The sequence below is a fragment of the Methylocaldum gracile genome (assembly GCF_053646815.1).
The window spans coordinates 2,519,431-2,538,333 of record NZ_CM132196.1; the positions used below are offsets into that span (position 1 = coordinate 2,519,431).

Annotated in this window: 12 protein-coding genes; 5 read left to right on the forward strand and 7 right to left on the reverse strand. The window is 59.6% G+C overall.

Annotation, left to right across the window (positions count from 1 at the left end; genetic code table 11):
- Positions 1–8: 8 nt before the first annotated feature.
- Together ACWJJK_RS11110 and ACWJJK_RS11115 are read left to right on the forward strand one after the other, a co-directional pair.
- Positions 9–1,136 carry a sodium ion-translocating decarboxylase subunit beta gene (locus tag ACWJJK_RS11110; RefSeq protein WP_077732261.1) on the forward strand — a complete coding sequence of 376 codons (1,128 nt, stop codon included), beginning with the start codon at positions 9–11 and terminating at the stop codon, positions 1,134–1,136.
- Between the two features lie 357 nt (positions 1,137–1,493).
- Positions 1,494–2,858: an NAD-dependent succinate-semialdehyde dehydrogenase gene (locus ACWJJK_RS11115; protein WP_210023965.1), complete on the forward strand. Its 1,365-nt coding sequence runs from the start codon at positions 1,494–1,496 to the stop codon at positions 2,856–2,858.
- A gap of 89 nt (positions 2,859–2,947) precedes the next feature.
- Here ACWJJK_RS11115 and phaR read toward each other — a convergent pair whose 3' ends face one another.
- The 4 genes from phaR to ACWJJK_RS11135 form a co-directional block, all read right to left on the reverse strand.
- Positions 2,948–3,496, reverse strand: coding sequence for a polyhydroxyalkanoate synthesis repressor PhaR (phaR, locus tag ACWJJK_RS11120; protein ID WP_133716061.1), 549 nt, complete (start codon positions 3,494–3,496; stop codon positions 2,948–2,950).
- Positions 3,497–3,517: 21 nt separating this feature from the next.
- Positions 3,518–4,264 carry an acetoacetyl-CoA reductase gene (gene phbB / locus ACWJJK_RS11125; RefSeq protein WP_077732264.1) on the reverse strand — a complete coding sequence of 249 codons (747 nt, stop codon included), beginning with the start codon at positions 4,262–4,264 and terminating at the stop codon, positions 3,518–3,520.
- Positions 4,265–4,477: 213 nt separating this feature from the next.
- The gene (locus ACWJJK_RS11130; protein ID WP_086133389.1) at positions 4,478–5,656 is read right to left on the reverse strand and encodes an acetyl-CoA C-acetyltransferase; all 1,179 of its coding nucleotides are present in this window, start codon (positions 5,654–5,656) and stop codon (positions 4,478–4,480) included.
- A 116-nt stretch (positions 5,657–5,772) separates the two neighbouring features.
- The gene (locus ACWJJK_RS11135; protein WP_077732266.1) at positions 5,773–6,321 is read right to left on the reverse strand and encodes a phasin family protein; all 549 of its coding nucleotides are present in this window, start codon (positions 6,319–6,321) and stop codon (positions 5,773–5,775) included.
- Positions 6,322–6,707: 386 nt separating this feature from the next.
- On the opposite strand from ACWJJK_RS11135, the gene phaE reads away from it, so the two are divergent.
- Together phaE and phaC are read left to right on the forward strand one after the other, a co-directional pair.
- Positions 6,708–7,976 (forward strand): class III poly(R)-hydroxyalkanoic acid synthase subunit PhaE, encoded by a 1,269-nt coding sequence (gene phaE / locus ACWJJK_RS11140; protein WP_434112703.1) that lies wholly within the window; start codon positions 6,708–6,710, stop codon positions 7,974–7,976.
- An 18-nt stretch (positions 7,977–7,994) separates the two neighbouring features.
- On the forward strand, positions 7,995–9,053 hold the full coding sequence (gene phaC / locus ACWJJK_RS11145) for a class III poly(R)-hydroxyalkanoic acid synthase subunit PhaC (protein WP_434151213.1): 1,059 nt from the start codon (positions 7,995–7,997) through the stop codon (positions 9,051–9,053).
- A gap of 329 nt (positions 9,054–9,382) precedes the next feature.
- On the opposite strand, the gene ACWJJK_RS11150 is transcribed toward phaC, so the two are convergent.
- Positions 9,383–10,597 carry a phospholipase D-like domain-containing protein gene (locus ACWJJK_RS11150; protein ID WP_454129009.1) on the reverse strand — a complete coding sequence of 405 codons (1,215 nt, stop codon included), beginning with the start codon at positions 10,595–10,597 and terminating at the stop codon, positions 9,383–9,385.
- Between the two features lie 309 nt (positions 10,598–10,906).
- Positions 10,907–12,985, reverse strand: coding sequence for a thioredoxin domain-containing protein (locus ACWJJK_RS11155; protein WP_454129010.1), 2,079 nt, complete (start codon positions 12,983–12,985; stop codon positions 10,907–10,909).
- 140 nt (positions 12,986–13,125) lie between these two features.
- Between ACWJJK_RS11155 and ACWJJK_RS11160 the strand changes: the two genes are divergently transcribed.
- On the forward strand, positions 13,126–14,220 hold the full coding sequence (locus ACWJJK_RS11160; RefSeq protein ID WP_210023962.1) for an alpha/beta fold hydrolase: 1,095 nt from the start codon (positions 13,126–13,128) through the stop codon (positions 14,218–14,220).
- 442 nt (positions 14,221–14,662) lie between these two features.
- On the opposite strand, the gene ACWJJK_RS11165 is transcribed toward ACWJJK_RS11160, so the two are convergent.
- Positions 14,663–18,730 (reverse strand): hypothetical protein, encoded by a 4,068-nt coding sequence (locus ACWJJK_RS11165; protein ID WP_454129011.1) that lies wholly within the window; start codon positions 18,728–18,730, stop codon positions 14,663–14,665.
- Positions 18,731–18,903: the final 173 nt, after the last annotated feature.

Consider the following 18,903-nt stretch of genomic DNA (forward strand, 5'->3'; position numbering starts at 1 on the left):
GGTAACCGATGGAGGGTTTCATCCAGCTTTGGCAAAGCACCGGATTGTCCAATTTCCAGATTGGGCAGGTGCTCATGATGGGCGTCGGCTTTCTCCTGATTTTCCTGGCTATTCGCAAGGGTTTCGAGCCGCTGCTCCTGCTTCCCATCGGATTCGGCGCCGTGTTGAGCAATATTCCGGTAGCCGGTATCGCAGAGGAGGGGGGGCTGCTGTCGTATCTTTACTACGGCATTAAAACGGGAATTTTCCCACTGCTCATCTTCATGGGCGTCGGCGCGATGACCGACTTCGGGCCCATGCTGGCGAACCCCAAGACCCTGCTCTTGGGAGCGGCCGCGCAATTCGGCATCTTCGGAACCTTGTTCGGGGCATTGGCGCTGAACCTGGTTCCGGGCCTCACCTTTTCTTTCAAGGATGCCGCAGCCATCGCCATCATCGGCGGAGCGGACGGGCCCACGGCGATTTACGTCGCCTCCAAGCTTGCGCCGGAACTATTGGGCGCGATCGCGGTGGCGGCTTATTCCTACATGGCTTTGGTGCCCCTGATTCAGCCGCCGATCATGCGCGCCTTGACGACGTCCGAGGAGCGCTTGATCGAGATGGCGCAGCTTCGGATCGTCAGCCGCAAGGAAAAGATCATTTTTCCGGTGGTCTTGCTGATCCTCACCGCGATGTTGCTGCCATCGGCCGCGCCTTTGATCGGTATGTTCTGCCTGGGCAATCTGATGCGCGAATGCGGCGTCGTCGAGCGTTTGAGCAAGACTGCACAGAACGAGCTGATCAATATCGTCACGATCTTTCTGGGGCTTTCGGTCGGATCGAAACTGAGCGCGGCGCAGTTCTTGCGGCCGGAAACCTTGGGCATTCTGGTACTCGGAGCCATCGCCTTCAGCTTCGGCACCGCGTCCGGTGTGCTCATGGCGAAGATGATGAATAAGTTCAGCGAAAACAAGGTCAATCCTCTCATCGGCGCGGCCGGCGTTTCGGCGGTGCCGATGTCCGCTAGGGTAGCCAACAAGGTCGGGCAGGAGAGTAATCCGTACAACTTCCTGCTCATGCACGCCATGGGGCCGAACGTGGCCGGAGTCATCGGTTCGGCGGTGGCGGCCGGCGTTCTCTTGGCTTTGGTCCAGTAACCGCGGTTCGCCGGAGACTTGTTTACGGCGGTCCTGCTCTAGAACTTTTCCGGTTTGGCGTAGCATCCACTGGATGCCGCAGGCCGAGAATTCCTTCCCGGCGTCGGCAAAGGATTGCCGACCTACAGCACCTGGCCCCTTATCGCGGCCTACAGAACCCAGTCACCGATCCGTTACCAAAAACGTGTCTGACTCGCCAGAAGACCGGAATGAGCGAGACGTTTCCGGCCTAGCCGTAGGCCATAACTCTCGCGCATACCGCTGGTCCAATACTGGGACAAATCCCGAATTAGGCGTGCGAATTCCAAGAGCCTTTGGATAACACGCCGCTCTCACTCCCTATCAGCGAGGAGAACGATGGACTTCACAAGCATCAACCCGACAACTGGCGAGATGATCAAGCGCTATGCCTCGTGGACCGACAGCGAACTCGAACAGGCTTTGCGACTGACGGCGGACGCATCGCCGGCCTGGCAATCGACTCGAATCGCCGACCGCTGCGAACGGCTGGAAAAAGTCGCCGCCGCGCTGCGAAACCGTTCGGACTCTTATGCCGCGCAAATCACCCTCGAAATGGGAAAACCGATTCGCGAGGCGCGCGCCGAAATCGAAAAATGCGCGTGGGTCTGCGAGTTCTTCGCTAAAAATGCCGAAAGTTTTTTGCACGACGAACCGGTCGAGACCGACGCAAGCCGAAGTTACGTGGCATTTCAGCCCCTCGGAACAGTGATGGGCATCATGCCCTGGAATTTTCCTTTCTGGCAGGTATTCCGGTTCGCCGTGCCGGTACTGGCGGCGGGCAACTGCGCCCTGCTGAAGCACGCTTCCAACGTACCCCAGTGCGCCGAAGCGATCGAGGAGGTTTTCCTGGAGTCGGGAGTACCGCCCGGCGTCTTTCAGTGGCTCAGAATCTCTCACGCCCAAAGCGAAAAAGTCATCGAAGATAAGCGAGTTCATGCGATCAGCCTGACCGGGAGCGAACTGGCGGGACGGCGGATAGCGGCTTTGGCCGGAAAAAGCCTCAAGAAGACGGTTCTGGAACTCGGAGGCTCGGACCCCTTCGTCGTTCTGGCCGACGCCGACCTGGAACTCGCCGCGACGACCGCGGTAACCGCGCGGTTCCAAAATTGCGGCCAAAGCTGTATCGCGGCCAAGCGCTTCATTCTGGCCGAATCCATCGCGGATGAATTCCTGGCGTTGCTCAAATCAAAAGTCGACGCGCTGGCGATCGGCGACCCTGCACGGGAAGAAACCCAGATCGGCCCGATGGCGAGGAGCGATCTCCGCGATGGAGTCCATCGCGCGGTCATCGAATCCGTTCGGCAGGGAGCGGTCATTCTTTCAGGCTCCGAGCCGATCGAAGGACCGGGTTATTTTTACCGGCCCTCGATCTTGGATCGGGTACAACCCGGAATGCCGGCATACGAGGAAGAGCTGTTCGGACCGGTCGCCGTGGTGTTGCGGGCGAGCGATGAGAAGGAAGCGCTTGAAATCGCAAACCGGCATCGCTACGGCCTCGGCGCATCGGTTTGGACACGCGATCGGGCCAGGGGCGAAGACTTTGCGCGGCGACTCCAATGCGGCGCCGCTTTCGTTAATGGCATGGTCAAGAGCGATCCGCGCATGCCTTTCGGCGGCGTGAAGGATTCGGGCTACGGGCGGGAACTGAGTATTTACGGGTTGCGGGAATTTACCAATATCAAGAGCGTGTGGATCGGCTGACGGGTGACCGGTTTGTCGGCAAGGGATGGCCGACCTACCGCTGTAGGGTGGGTTAGGCGCGCATTGCCACGAGCCATACCGTAAAGGACTTACGCCGAATCGCCTTTAGTCCCCTCTCCCTCTGGAAGAGGGTAAGGGCGTTTCTTTTCTTCGTCCTTTCCATCGTTAGTCCCGCTCGCTTTATCAAGTCCGTATGCCGAGAAAAAGCCGTCCTGCATTGTTTGCCAAAGCTTCAGGTTCTGCCGGGTCAACTCCGTAAACACGGACAAGGGAGCGTTCTTGATCAGATTTGCCATCTGGGCCTGCATCAGCTTTTGCTGCTTTAGAAAGACATCCATGCTTTCCTTGAGATAGGCCGTCATGAAGCCTTGCATCGCATTGCCGTAGGTCCGGATGATCTGTTCCAGAATCTCGGTGGTGAAGATCGGCTGGCCTTTTTCCTCTTCTTCCAGGATCAGCTGCAAGAGAGTGCTCCGGGTGATGTCCTCGTCGGTTTTCGCGTCCACCACCCGGAACTTGATAGCGTCTCTTACGAGTCCACGGATGTCCCCAAACGTAACGTATTTACTGATGGCCGTGTCGTATAGGCGCCGGTTGGGATATTTCTTGATGATGCGTTCGTTGTATGCGTTGCTCATATTCCGGGGTTGTCATGCGGCCTACCCCATATGTTGGCCGCCGTTGATCGAGAAATCGGCTCCCGTGATGAATCCAGCCTCATCACCCGCCAAAAAGCTTATCAGCCGGGCGACTTCCGAGGGCCGACCGAACCGGCCGACCGGGATTTCCGCCAGGATTTTAGCGCGATGCTCTTCCGGGACGCTCATGATCATCGGCGATTCGATATAACCCGGCGATACCGTGTTTACGGTAACTCCCTTTTTCGCGACTTCGCGAGCGACGGACATCGTGAACCCGTGAATTCCGGCCTTGCTGGCGGCATAGTTCGCCTGGCCGAACTGGCCCTTTTGGCCGTTCACCGAGGAGATGTTGATGATGCGGCCGAAGCCGCGATCCTGCATTCCTTCGATGATGCAGCGCGTGGTGTTGAACACGCCGTCGAGATTGGTACGGAGCACCGTATGCCACTGCTCGGGCGTCATTCTGCGCAAGGTTGCGTCGCTTGTGACGCCTGCGGCATTGACGAGAACGTCTACCCCGCCGTACTTGCGCGCGATGTCTTCGAACACGGCAGTGGTGTGCCCGAAATCCGTGACATCGCATTCCATGGCGTGCATCTCGTAGCCTTCGCTCTTGCGCGCCGCTTCCCACGCGTCGGTGATACAGTCTAGCGCCCGCGGACGGCAAAGGGCAACGACGCGGCTAGGCATCGCGGCCAGGTGCCTGCATATTTCGGTGCCGATAGTTCCGGTTCCCCCGGTTACGACGGCCACTCGTCCATTCATGAGAAAATCCTCCGTGCTAGGTATAAAGCTGGGCCGGGCCGGACCGAACCATTCGGAAATGCCGGGATCGGCTGCCCCCTTGCCCCGGCCTACAAATTATGAAAATCGTAGGTCGGCAATCCCTTGCCGACAAATGTGCTCAGGTCCGGCTTCTCCCAGCAGTTGTACAAATCCTGACAAAGCCGATATGGCTTATCGACCTCCAATCTCCGTCTACCGCTCCACGGCGACGGCGATGCCCTGACCTCCGCCGATGCAAAGCGTGGCGGCGCCTTTGTGTACGTCGCGGCGGCGCATTTCGTGCAACAGGGTGACCAGAATCCTCGCGCCGGACGCGCCGATCGGGTGCCCGAGCGCTATGGCGCCGCCGTTGACGTTGAGCTTGTCGGTATCCCATCCAAGTTCGCGGTTGACCGCGATCGCCTGGGCCGCGAAAGCTTCGTTCGCTTCGATCAAATCGAGATCATCGATGGTCCATCCGGCCCGGTTGAGACAACGCCGCGTCGCCGAAATCGGACCGGTTCCCATGATCGCCGGCTCGACACCCGCGGTGCCGAAGGCCGCGATACGGGCCAAAGGCTTCAAACCGTATCGCTCGGCCATATGCGCGGACATCACCAGCACCGCAGCCGCCCCGTCGTTGATACCGGACGAGTTGCCCGGCGTGACGGTACCGTTCGGCCGAAAGGCGGGTTTCAGCTTTGCCAGCGCTTCGGCGGTGGTGCCCGCACGCGGAAATTCATCGGTATCGAACACGATGGCCGGACCTTTGGGCTGCGGAACTTCGATCGGCACGATCTCGTCCCGGAATTTCCCCGCCTTTTGCGCGGCTTCCGTCTTTTGCTGGGAGGCGGCGGCGAAAGCATCCTGTTCTTCCCGGGATATTCCGTACTGATCGACGATATTTTCCGCGGTGCAGCCCATGTGGCAGTCGTGGAAGGCATCCCAAAGCCCGTCCACGATCATGCTGTCGATGAGCGTCCAGTCGCCCATTTTGACTCCGTTGCGCGAATTGGGCAGCAGGTGAGGGGCCGCGCTCATGTTCTCCTGACCGCCCGCAATCACGATTTCCGAGTCCCCGCACTGGATCGACTGCACGGCCAGTTGTACCGCCTTGAGGCCGCTCCCGCATACTTTGTTGATCGTGGTGGCCGACACTTCGACCGGAAGATTGGCCTTGATCGCCGTTTGTCGGGCCGAATTTTGCCCGGTACCGGCGGTGAGCACCTGTCCCATGATGACTTCGTCGATCTGCTGCGGCTCGAGGCCGGTTTTGGAAAGCAGATCCAGGACGAGCTTGGCTCCGAGATGTACGGCCGGAATATTGGCGAGAGTGCCGCCGAATTTACCGATCGCCGTACGCACGGCGCCTACGATTACTACATCTTGCATTGATTGACCTCTTGTTGAGACTGAATTTTGAAATAGGAAAGGGCCGGTGTCGGAGGGCGGACAACCGGCCCGTCGCCTTACGGTCTGATGGAAATGCGCTCAATCCGAACCGTCGCTCATCCTTTCTGAGCTCCTCGCGGCGCCTGTTGCCCTTCGGCGCCGGCCGCGGCTTTGGCTGTCTCGCCGCCGGCGCGCGCCGTGGTTTCCGCCGCGCGCGCCGCTCTCTCCGCGGTTTCTTTCGCGGTCTGATTGGCCCACTCGTTGAATGCGTCCTGGGTTTCCTTCGCCACTCGCAGATAGTCTCCTGCGTGGTCCGCGATCTTTTGACCGAATTCGGAAATCAGTTTCCGTTCCCCGTCCTTCCATTTGTCGGGATCTCTCGTTTCGCAATTCAATTGCGCCTGGCGCGTTCCCATCTCCAAATAGTCCTGAGCCATGGCCAAATTGCATTTGGCGACTTTCTCGACGGCCTGTAACGCAATCTCGTTCCACCGCATGAACGGGTCGACCGCTATACGGTTCATCTCGAACCATTGATCGTAAACTTGCCGATTACCGGCCATCCTTTCGGCCGCCTGAAGGGCGATTTCGTTCCAACGCATCAACGGATCGAACGCCGCGCGGTTGATCTCGAACCATTGATCGCACATTTGACGAGTGTTCATCACAAGCTCCTTAACAAGGGTTTAAACACACTGGGAATCCGGCAGTATCAGTGGTGCACTGCACCATACCGGAGCGGGACAAGCCGATCAATAGGCCGGAATACTTACATTCAGCAAGAGCATTGATGTGTAAAAAGTAATAGTGATCCGATTCGGGAACCGTGCCTGCGAAACACAGGTCGGATGTCTTTGAATGACGATTTTCGTACTGGCAAACGACAGACCAGATGTATTTATGCGTATCGAAAACGAAACGCTTCGATCACGTCTTCGCCGCGAGGAAACAAGCGGTTCACCTCCGGTTTACAATGCTGCGTCGCAACATTGATCTGGTATAGTATCGACACGGCGTCATGCCGTAACAAATCCGACCAACGGAGACTCGAATGACTGATCAATCTTCCTCCCCAGTGGATGCCTGGGCTCGTCTCTGGCTAGACACGCAACGCAAGTACTGGGAGTCGTGGTCCGATCTTTCCCGTAAGGCGATCGAAGAACCTCGAGCGGCTTCCGAGGGAGCAGGGCCGGAAGCTGGACCCGGCCCGTTCGACTGGGGCGATTTCTGGATCGCTACGCAACGGAAGAGCTGGGATCTCTGGCTCGAACTTTCGCGGCAAACCTTCGAATCCAAACCCGGGGCGACGGATGAGAAAGCGCCAGCCGATCCGTGGTCACGCCTTTTCGATCTATGGGGCACCTTTTGGATGCCCCTGATACCGGGACACTCCCGCGAATCGATCGGAAAGCTGCTGGACGCCAATAAAGCCTATTTCCGCATGGGAGAGGGATTGTGGAAGATTCTTTCCAACAGCTACGGTGCCGCTCAAGGCGCGGAAAGCCAGTGGGATGCGCTCAGCCGCAGCGTCAGGCAGATGCACGAACAATTCGGGGAGCAGCTTCGGGCCGCCAAGGATCCCTGGTCCGGGTTCGCCACCTTCTGGGGCATGCCTTTGGACAACTGGCGCCGCGTCTGCTCGGCGTTCTCGATCTTGCCGGGCGACATGGAGAAGGCGGTACGCGGATTCGGCTCCCCATACGGCCCGGAAACCTTGCACCAGGGCATGGTTGGCCTCCTGTCGATGCCGACCATCGGCTATACCCGCGAATGGCAGGAAGAGCTGCAACGCTGGGGCTTGCTATGGCTCGATTATTATCAGGCTCTCCAGGCGTATGCTCTGTCCCTTTCGGGAATAACGGCGAAAGCCATCGATCTGTTCGCCAACGAGCTTTACGAAAAAGCCCAAAAAAGAGAATCGTTCGACAGTCTGCGCGCCCTTTACAACTTGTGGATCGACTGTAGCGAACAGGCCTACACCGATATATCGACTTCGGATGAATTCACCCAGGCTCAAACCCTGTTGACCAACGCTGTCTTTGCCGTAAAACGCCAGGAACAGAAGATGGTCGAGGAGACCCTCAGCGCATTCAACATGCCGACGCGCCGCGAGCTGGACACCAGTCACCGCCGCGTTCACCAGTTGCAGCGGCGGGTTTGGCAGTTGGAACAGACGCTGGAGGAATCCGGCGTACTGGAGCTTCGGGCCGAAGTTTCGGCCTTGCAACGCGAGTTGGAAAACCTGCGCGGGCAAGCGCGAGGCGAAAAGAGCGAAACACCCAGCGCGCCACGCAGAACGAGGGCCAAGACATCTACCTAAGTTATCGAGGAGCGAGCGATGCTACGCCCGGAACAGATTACTCAAGAGCTTTTTGAATTCAACCGCCGAATCGCGAACGGGATGACCACGCTCAGCAAGATCGGCCGAGTCGACGTGGAAGCGAGCCCCAAGGATCCGGTTTACCGGGAGGACAAACTCGTTCTTTACCGTTATCGCCCGCGGCGGGAACAAGTCTCGACCATTCCGCTGCTGATCGTTTATGCCTTGGTGAACCGTCCTTACATGACGGATCTTCAGGAAGACCGTTCCATCATCCGCGGGTTGCTCGATCAAGGCGTCGACGTTTACCTGATCGATTGGGGTTATCCCGATGGAGCCGACCGGTTTCTCGACCTGGAGGACTACGTCAACCGGTACATACGCCGGTGTGTCGATTTCGTCTGCAAACAGCACGACCTGCCCAGCATCAACGTGCTCGGGATCTGCCAAGGCGGCACCCTGAGCCTGTGCTATACGGCCCTGCACCCCGAAAGGGTGCGCAATTTGATCACCATGGTGACCCCGGTCGACTTCCACACGCCGGACAACACATTGAGCCACTGGTATCGCGATCTCGATGTGGACCTCATGGTCGATACCCTGGGGAATATTCCCGGCGAGTTGCTCAACTGGAGCTTCCTGTCCTTGAAGCCGTTCCGGCTGACCGGCCAGAAATACGTGGATATGGCAGACATTCTGGAGGACGAGGACCGCCTCAAGAATTTCCTGCGCATGGAGAAGTGGATTTTCGATAGTCCGGATCAGCCCGGCGAACTGTTCCGGCAGTTCATCAAATGCTTCTATCAGGAAAACCGGTTGATCAAGGGAACCTTGAAAATCGGCGGGCGGACCATCGATCTCAAGCAGATCAAGATGCCGGTGCTGAATGTCTACGCCACCGAAGACCATCTCGTTCCGCCGTCGGCTTCCATTCCTTTGGAGAAATACGTCGGCACCAAGGATTACGGCACGATCGTTTTCAAGGGCGGCCACATCGGGATCTACGTCAGCAGCCGCTCGCAGAAGGACATCCCGCCGGCGATCGCCGAATGGCTTAAGGTACGTTCAGAGGAATAAGCCGCTCGCTACGGAAGCGTGTAAGCCCGGCTCCGGGAAGTGCGCGGAACGCGCCGACCAATTTTCTGCGACGAGGAATCTCGCCGGTCGTGATCGGTGCGGTTCGTCCACCCGCTGCACCCTACAGGTGTAGATATAGGTCGGCAGTCCCTTGCCGACGAACCCGTTGCGTCGGCAAGGGATTCCCGACCCACCTCGCGGTGCCGGTTCGTAGGTCGGCAATCCCTTGCCGACGGAGCCGCATGTCGGGACGCTGCGTCGGGAAAGGATTCCCGACCTACTTGGCGGCGCAGACGTAGGTCGGCAATCCTTTGCCGACGACTGCCCTTTCAAATCCAATACTTCGCGAACAGAACCAAATGCGCCAGAAAGCGCTGCCATAACGGCCGGTTCGGGTAAGCCTCGGGCGATATTTCCTTGGAGTGCTTCAAATCCCTTAGAAACGCAGACGCCAGGGCTGCCTTCGTACCGGCTTGACGCAGCACGTAATCGACTTCCAGATCGTGCCGTAGACTCCGCGAATTCATATTGCTCGAACCCACCGTCATCCACTCGTCGATAATGATGGTCTTGGCGTGCAGAACGCCCGGCTGATACTCGTAAATTTTCACCCCGTGATCCAGCAGACTGCCGTAGAACGTCGCCGAGGTCCATGGCATGAAAAAGATGTCGGATATCGACGGGAGAATGATGCGAACGTCGACCCCTCGCTTCGCGGCTCGGTTAATCTCGTGAAGAAGACGCTCGTCCGGAACGAAATACGCGTTGGTGATCCAGATTCGCCGCTTGCTTCGGCCGATCCGCCGCAAGAGCTCCCTCGTGCGCGCGCGGCGCTGGCGCCGGGTGTCGTTCAGACGGAAGGGAGACCGCAGTGACGTTCGGTGCCGGAGAGGATGCCAGCGCCAAGGATTCCAGGCGCGCCGGAATGCCTGCTCTAGCGGTCGGGTGTAGATGTTCTCGATGCGAACCGCCGTGTCCCTCCATTCTTCTCCGCCGTGCGCGACCGGAAGATGTAGCGCGGAGACATTGAAACTGCCGATCCAGGCGATCCTTCGATCTATTGTGCAGACCTTCCGGTGATTGCGGTTGTTGAGCCGGGTCAATAGCTGCAAGAATCGCGGCGGCACCGCCCGGCCACCCGCCATGTGCCGCCAATGACGGAAAAACCACGGAATCGGATGGAATATCCGGAACGGAAATCCCGACTCCTCGAGCGCGGCGAGCAAGCGGCCTCCGGCAAGCGGCAGTCCCACGCCATCCACCAGGAAGCGGACTCTGACACCCCGCTGATGGGCATGGCTCATCGCGGCAATGAAGGCGCGCCCGACGGCGTCCAGTTCGAAAATATAGGTCTCGAGCTGAACCTCCCGGACGGCCGCGTTGATGTCGCGCACCAGATCGATGAAAAATTCATCCCCTCGAACGTAAAGCCGCTCCTCCACCGGCGATTCCGTCTCGGCATCGGGCCGATAGACAGCGGAGGACCCCGGCTTGAGCTCGGCAATCGATGAAACGGTATGGGGGTTGCTCCTAATTTTCTTCACTTGACGAAAACGTGCTTATGACACACTCCCGATAAGTTTGGCGCCGGGTCCACGCAAGGGCGTGCTAGAGAGCATGTTCCGGTTTGGCGTAGCGCCCGAGGTAGGTCGGCAATCCCTTGCCGATAAAGTCCCTGGCCAAGCCGGCCTGTCGGCAAAGGATTGCCGACCTACGAACCGGCACCGCGAGGTAGGTCGGGAATCCTTTCCCGACGCAGCGTCCCGACATGCAACTCCGTCGGCAAGGGATCGCCGACCTACACAATGCTCGTCCACCAGCAAAAAACCATATCCGATTAGACCCAGCCCGCTCTATAACGTCGTCCCGATAGACGTTCTCAGAAAATCCCTGAACTCCGGCAAGGCGCGGATCGGTGCGAGGCATGTCATGCCCGAACACGCATAAGCAATTTCCCCCGTCTCCGCCTTGCGTTCGGCCAAAGTGCCGGACAAGGACTTTTCCTCGGCGGGTATCGCGAACACCAGGCGCTGCGCGCCGGCAGCCGGCGCATCACGGACCGCATCGATCCACGGCCGAAAAGCTTCCGGCCTTCCTCGCAGCACGATGAATTGCGGCGGATATAGCCAATCCAGCATGGCATTCAGCAAGGCACCGTGGGCATGGGGATATTGGCGCACCGACGGCATCGCGGCCCGCAGCGTACGTTCAGCGGCTTCGGTGTAGCGGTACTCGCCCACCAAATGGCCGAGGCGCAGCAACGCCAGCGCAGCAACGCCGTTACCCGAAGACATCGATTCATCCATGAGCGTTTTCGGCCGCTGGATCAGTTCTTCGTGATCGTCCGAGGTGAAGAAAAATCCGCCTTGTTCCCGGTCTTCGAAACGGGCGAGAAGCTGGTCGGCCAGCTTCGAGAGCCAATCGAGGCGCTCCGTTCGCCACTCGCATTGCAGGAGTTCCAGACCGGCGTCGAGCAGAAACGCGTAGTCGTCCAAATACCCATTCAAATGGGCTCTGCCATCCTTGTAAGTCGCCAGCAGCCGGCTTTCCTCGACACATAGCTCCCGGCGCAGAAACTCGAAGGCCCGGTCCGCCGCGTCGATCCAATCCTTCCGCTCCAGCAACCGGCCGGCGGAAGCCAGTCCCTTGATCATCAAGCCGTTCCAGGCCGTCAGCACCTTGTCGTCGCGTCCCGGCGTGATCCGCTTTTCGCGAGCCTGGAATAGGGTAGCGCGCGCGGATGCCAGTCGGCGTTCGGCTTCCGCCTGATCGATGCCCAAACGGGCGGCCACCTCCCGAAGCGGCGTTTCCACGTGCAGATGCCAATGGCCCTCGAAATTGGGGCTTCGATCCAGACCGTAATGGAGCTCCACGACCGCATATTCCTCGGACGAAAGAAGGTCTTTTATTTCCGCCCGATTCCAAACGTAATACTTGCCTTCCTCACCCTCGGAATCCGCGTCCAGACTCGAATAGAAACCGCCTTCAGGCGATTGCATCTCCCGTACGGCCCATTCCGCCGTCTCCTCCGAGACCTTCCGGAACAAAGGATCTTGGGTCGCTCGCCAAGCCTCGGCATACAGAGACAAAAAAACGCCGTTGTCGTACAGCATTTTCTCGAAATGGGGAATTTCCCAAGCGGTGTCTACCGAATAGCGGGCGAACCCGCCGCCGATGTGATCGTAAATCCCGCCTTCCGCCATCTTGGTAAGCGTCGTCGTCACCATGCGAAGAGCGGATGCATGCTCGTTCGGGTTCTGGCCCCATAAACGCAGCAGAAATTCGAGATTGGACAATTGGGGAAACTTCGGCGCATCGCCGAATCCGCCGTTGACGCTGTCGAAATTGGCTTCCAACTCGCGCTCCGCCCGGATAAGGACACCGGCATCCGGAGCTTCCGAGCCTTCTGCTTGTCTAATGGATTGCAGGATGTCGGCAAAAGACTTGCCGTGGTCCTCGAGATCTTGTTTGTGTCGGCGATAGTATTCGGCAACCTGGGCCAGCAAGGAACGGAATGCCGGTAACTGATAGCGAGCGGTATTCGGGAAATAGGTGCCGCCGAAGAACGGTAACTGATTGTGCGGATTGAGAAACATGGTCAGCGGCCAGCCGCCGGGACGGCGGGCGATAATTTGATGCGCTAGCTGATAGATCTTGTCCAAATCCGGCCGTTCCTCGCGATCCACCTTGATGTTGACGAACAGCTCGTTCATCACCGCCGCGGTCGCCTCGTCCTCGAACGATTCATGAGCCATCACGTGGCACCAGTGGCAGGCCGAATACCCGATGGACAGCAAGATCGGTTTGTCTTCCTTGCGGGCTTTTTCGAGCGCCTCGTCGCCCCAAGGGTACCAGTCGACCGGATTGTCGGCATGTTGCAGCAAATAGGGACTGGTTTCGGAACTCAGACGGTTTCTGTGAATGGAGTCCATGAGACTGCACCTTTTCTGGCGCCGGGGTACGGCGGGTTAATTTTCATTTATAGGGACGGTTGCCACCGGTCCGTCATTCAGGCTTGTGGCAGGCTTTTACCTTAACACTAGTTTGACACTCGAACAGCGGAAGAATCATCGTGGCCACGACATCATTTCCTTCCTACGGAGAGCCACCTTTATTCGTTGCCCATCCGGCGAAGCGATCAACGCGTACGTTTCCGTTCGCCACGCCATTCGACTTCGTCGGGAATTTGCGGACGGCCGAGGGAGCGACCATCCGCTACGGTATCGCTCGCCCCGCCCATGCGTTGAAACGGGGATCCGTGCTGCTGCTTCAGGGCCGTGCCGAATGTCTGGAGAAATATCGCGAAATCGTCGAAGGCCTTACCGCCAGGGGCCTTTATGTTTATTCGTTCGACTGGCACGGACAGGGGATGTCGGACCGCTTCTCGAAAGGTCGGAAAAAAGTCGACGTGACATCCTTCGACGATTATCTGGAAGACATCGCCTTGTTCATCCGGGAAGTGTGGTGCGTTCCGGAAGCCAACCGATATGTCATCGCCCATTCCACCGGCGGGCATGTCGCCTTGCGGTTCATGGCCGAACGGCGCTTGAAAGTCGACGGCGCACTGCTTTGCGCGCCCATGATCGACCTCAAAACCAAGGGCTGGCCGCGCTGGTTCGCGCCCATACTGGTCGGCGCCGTCGCCGGCATGGGATTCGCGGACTTACAGGCCCCCGGGGAACGGCATCATCTCCCGTCATTGCGGCGGTTTGAAGGCAATGCCCTGACCAGCGATCCCGAACGCTTCCGGGTTTTGCCGGAACTCGTCAAATCCAATCCGCTGCTGGAGCGCCGCGGCGCGACGTATCGCTGGGTACGTTCGGCATTCGCCTCGATCGCCAAGCTCAATGCTCGCGGAATCCCCGAGTCCATCGACGTGCCGGTGACCATCCTGATCGGCGACGACGACCGGATCGTCGATGCCGACGCGGCCAAACGCTTCGCGCGCCGACTGCCGAACGGACGGCTGCAGCTATTGAAAGGAGCACGCCACGAAATCATGATGGAAAGAAACGCGATCCTGAAGCGTTTCTGGCTGGCGGTGGACACTATGACCGAAAGGGGCCGGGCGGGGTTGCCAACTGTCCGCGGGGGCAATGGCATGGTGAAGAAGGTTCGTAATGCGTCCGCTAAGACGGACGTCCCGAAACCTGCCTGCCGATCGTAGGGTGGGTTAGGTGCGCGTCCATCCATCCGCGTGTCGCTCGGCGAGTCAGGCGCGCACCGTAACCCACCAAAGCGAAGCGGCAAGGCCATCGAACGTTGCTCCGGTGGGTTACGGCGCACGCGAAGCGCCGTGATCCACGGCCGGTCGACGCCGGAGTGCGCCTAACCCACCCTACGAAACCCCGGTCTTTCCTGGCTCCCAAGCTCTCGCTGCGGAGCCCTACCTCAGAAGCTCTAGCTTCAAGATATGGGGTCCCAAACAGGAGTTTAGGACCCAGCGTAACCGTTCGAAGTAGGTCGGGAATCCTTTCCCGACAAGATGGTCCGCAAAGGATTGCCAACCTACGAATCAGACCAATTCCACGCCGCTATATGGCGGTGAAAAACGCTCTAAGGTTTCAGCCCCGTTCCCGGCAACTCGGAACCATAGGCAAATAGCTGTATCAACCAGGCTGTCCCGGTTCCCCCAGCTTCGCCGGCTCGGCTTTTTCCTTCTTTTTCCGCGGGCGCCATAAGCCTCCCGAGGCATAGCAATTCCATCCCCAGCGCAACCAATCCAGCAGCGCATAGGCCAGCCACAAGGCCCAGGCCAGCATCAGCATGCGATAAACCCAGAGGGGCGCCGACACGATCCAGGGACGGGGAAGCGTCGGGCCGCTGCGGTCCTGATACCAGTTCAACTCGTACGGACCGGAGCCGTTGCCCGCGATTTGCATGTCCGGCAACCCCAGCAGTCCATGCCGAACCGCCTCCAGCAAAAGAGAGAGGGCGGCCAAGGTCAGAACGGCGAGTGCGACTTGGAGCAGGTTGAATCGGGTATCGTCCAGTCTTTGTCCGGCGCTCGCCCGCCATCCCAAGGCCAGCAGCCAGCCGGCCACGACGATGCCGCCGACCACCGGAATCTGGCTGAGGCCGATCAACAGCAGAAACCATTGCCAAGCCTTGACCGGCGTCAACGGCAGTTTTCCCAATGCCACCGAAAGCAATAGGATCACGATGAGCACGCCCCAGAACAACACCGCCGGGCCGAGACGGGGCCCGCCCACCAACAGCACCCAACGGTCGTGTCCCAGCGAAAAGGTAATCGCGCTGTTCACACTGGGGGCGCCGAGATCGATTTCGGGGGAGACCAGACGGCTACGAATCCCGGTTCCGTCGCGCCACACCAGAGTCGCGGTCTGTTCACCCGGATGAATCGGCAGCGAAACCAGCCGTTCTTGCTGCCGGACCGGCTGCATCGCGCCGTCGATGGTCACGGATTGAAGTTCGGCATTCTCGGGAAGTTTTACCGTATGCTGCCCGCCCTGCGAGCTTCGCAGGCTAAGCGTCAGGGTGGCGTCCGTGGCATGCAGCCCTGGATTCAATTCCAACCGGCTGCGGTCTATGGTCAGCGTATTGCCGGGTACGCCTTGAGGCCTAGTCAAGTGAAGCGTAACGGATTCGCCGGGCCAAGGACGCCATTCCGGCAGCCAGTTGCCTTCCGCGTCCTGGTGGTGGATGACCACGAGTCCTTCGGGACGCATGTGCCAGATCGGGCTGATGTCTGCGCGCCAGATCTCGATCCACTCGGTGGTATCCGGAGCCCTGAGACCGATCGCGGGCCTTTTCGCCAGAACGGACTCCCAACTCATTGCATGCTGACCCGGCAATAGATTGACCATTACCTTGCCGTCGTCGACTTGCAGTCCCGGCGTGACGACCGACTCTCCCTCGATGAGCGGAATGCCGACGACCACCGGACGATCCGGCGGCGAAGCGCGGCGCACCACCGTGACCACGCGCCAGTCCAAGCCGATCTTGAGCGTGCGCTCGACCTCCAAAAACGGCGGCAAAGGCCTGGATTCCAGCGCCGGCAGTGCATCCGCGGGCCGGTCGCCGTTCGAGACCCGCACGAGCTGCAATTGAACGTCAGGAACGCCGTTTTCGCGAATGCCTTCGATCCGCCAGCCTTCGCCCGAGGCTTCTACTCGCCGTGGCTTGAGGGGCAGAGGGATTTGCATCTGATCGCGCGAGGGCAAGATTCCGGAAAGCGTGACGACATGACGGCCCGGCTTCAGGGCCAGCCAGAGCGCGCCATCCCGGTTGCGGAACAAACCGTCCGCCGGCACGTTGTCGACCTCGACTTTGGAGGGCGTCCATTGCGCGGCGTTTACCGGCAAGGGCAGGGCGATCAGCTCCTGAGCGTGGACTTCCAGGGTTTGCCGCAACTGCGAGCCCTTGGCTTCGATTTTGAGCAGCGGGATCTCGGCGCATTGCGGCAGGCAATCCGGAGGCGCGAGCAGGCGCGTCTTCAGTTCCTCCAGCAAAGCCGGATCGGGAAAATCCGCCTTGGCATCCGGTATGAACAAAAGCAATGGGAGCAATAACAGCGGCATGGCCGCATGGGGGGCAAAGGGACGAAAACGTGGCCGTCCGCCCAGGAACAGCAAGGCCAAGGCAATCAACACCGCAATACGCAGAAAGTTCAGCAGCAAATTGACCGCCGGTGAGAGCAGCACGAGGCCGATTTCCTGACTGCGGAGAACGGGACCGCTCCAGCCGAGCGGAATCGATTTCCACTGCCATTCCGGGAGACCCGGACCGGTTTGGGTGATCGCATTGGGATCGGTCTCCTTGAAAGCTCTGCCGCCCAGGTCCGCCTGCGACGGAGCGGCCGGAGGCGCACCTCGCTCATAAAGCTTCGGCCGGGGTGCGTACGATTCCATGGTTTGCGGCGCTTCGACGGGCTCTTCCGCCTGCCTCCGAAACTCGGAAGGGGCAGTTGCCGACGCCATCGCGATCCAGGGCTGCTCCAGTTGCGGGTAAAGCGCGAACCGGGCCTGATCGACCATGAAAGGGATGGCGATCAGGACCAGTGCCAGCACGGCCAGATTCCGATAAATACGAACGGCCGAAGCGATCTTTCCTTCCGGCAAAACCATCAGCAAGGCCGCCGCCGCCAGAATGTTGAGCCAGACGTAACGCGGCGCGCCCGGCTCGTGCCAGAGGAGCGCCAGGGCAACCAGCGTAAAGGCGGCATACGGCCAGGACCACAATCGCGCTACCGCCATGGCCGTGATAAGCACCACGAACAGATCGAGCAGCGTCCATTCCGCGACCCAGGTGCCCGGTGCGTGATCCACGCCGGTCGCGGCGAATAAACGCCATCCAGGAGGAAGATTGAGTTCGGCACTCACGCTTCGGAAATCCTTGTTCCAGCCGGTCGCCGAGAGCGTTCGGATTCCGTCGATCCGGCTGTCGGCGGAAAGATCGACCGCCCCGCGCCGGACTTCGACGCCGACCGCGCCGGTTTCGTCCTCGCGCGTGATCGATTGCGGCTCGCCGTCGATGGCGACCCGGCCGAGATCGACGCCCGGCCGAACGTTCAGCCGCCAATCTCGGGTCATACGTCCGCCGATCGCGTCGTTCACCGTATAGCCGCCTCCATCGAAATCCAGCCAGATGCGCCGCTGCAAGGTAAGGCTGTCGGGTTCCGGTTCCGGATCGCCGCGCCGGATGAGCTTAAGATTCATCGTGGCGCCGGATTCCATCCGGTAGGCAGGAAGCGACTTCCATTCATCCGGAAGATTGGTTTGGCGCGGATCGATGGCGGGAACGCCCTCGATTTCGACCACGCGCAATTGCGGCCGAGCGTCGAAAACCCAGATTTCCTCCGTAGGCCAGGGCTCGACGCCCGGCGGCCGGCGAAGCGACTCGACCGGCCCCGGAAAGCGGGCGCCGAGTTGTACGCTCCAATGGCCAGGACGAAGCTGCAAACGCAGCTTGCCGTCGGGCTCAAGGCGGGCGGGCAGGGGAGATGAAACCTGCGCGGGAATCGAATCGGGCGGCAGAGCCCCATCGAGAACGATCTCGCGCTGTCTGCCGGACACATCAAGATCGATATGCGTCACCACGCGCAGCGGGGTGTTGTCCATGATCCGCCGGTAAACCTGCACGTCGACGGTCTCGGCTCTCGCCGATGGCCCCGTATCGTCAGACGCCTCGCTGTAGATCCACAACTGTCCCTGTTGGTTGAAGGCAGGGAAGGGGACGGATTGCCCCTTGACGATCAAAGAAATGATGCCGGTGTCGGTGGGCACCGCGAGATTTTCCGGCAGGCGGTCCCAAACAAAGCTGCCCTTGACGGAGTGCTCTCCCGGAGTGAGGCGGATTCCGGGGCTATTTTCGACCGTTGCGACAACGGCCGGTTTTCCATCCACCTCCACCTGTTGCGGCCAATGCTCGACACCGCCCGGAAGCGGCAACCAGCTCTCCGCGTAAACGCGAGCCTTCAACGCGAACCGGCCGGCATGATCGTCCAAAACCAATTCGAGACTCGTCGGCCAAATGCAGCGCCGTTCCTCCGGGTTGCCTTGTACTTGTGGGCAAAATCGATTCTCGTGGCCGCGCAAGACCCAGTCGGTCCAGGGTTTGAGAGAGTCGGGGACCGAATCCGCCGGGAGCGGATCGGCTAGGGCGATGACCGTGAACAGCAGAAGCGGAAGGAGCAACAGCGCCGATCGACGAAACATGAAGGGTCTCCATCTAAATTGGTAAGAGGAAGGCGGGGCGGAGTTTGCATTTATCAGATTTGTAAAGGTAGTGTAACGCCTGAAACACGTCTATCGAGGAAGAAGACCGAAGTGCGTTGGGGAAAGCTCCGAAAGAACCCTCTCCCGTTGGGATATGGTTGGGTGAGGGCTTA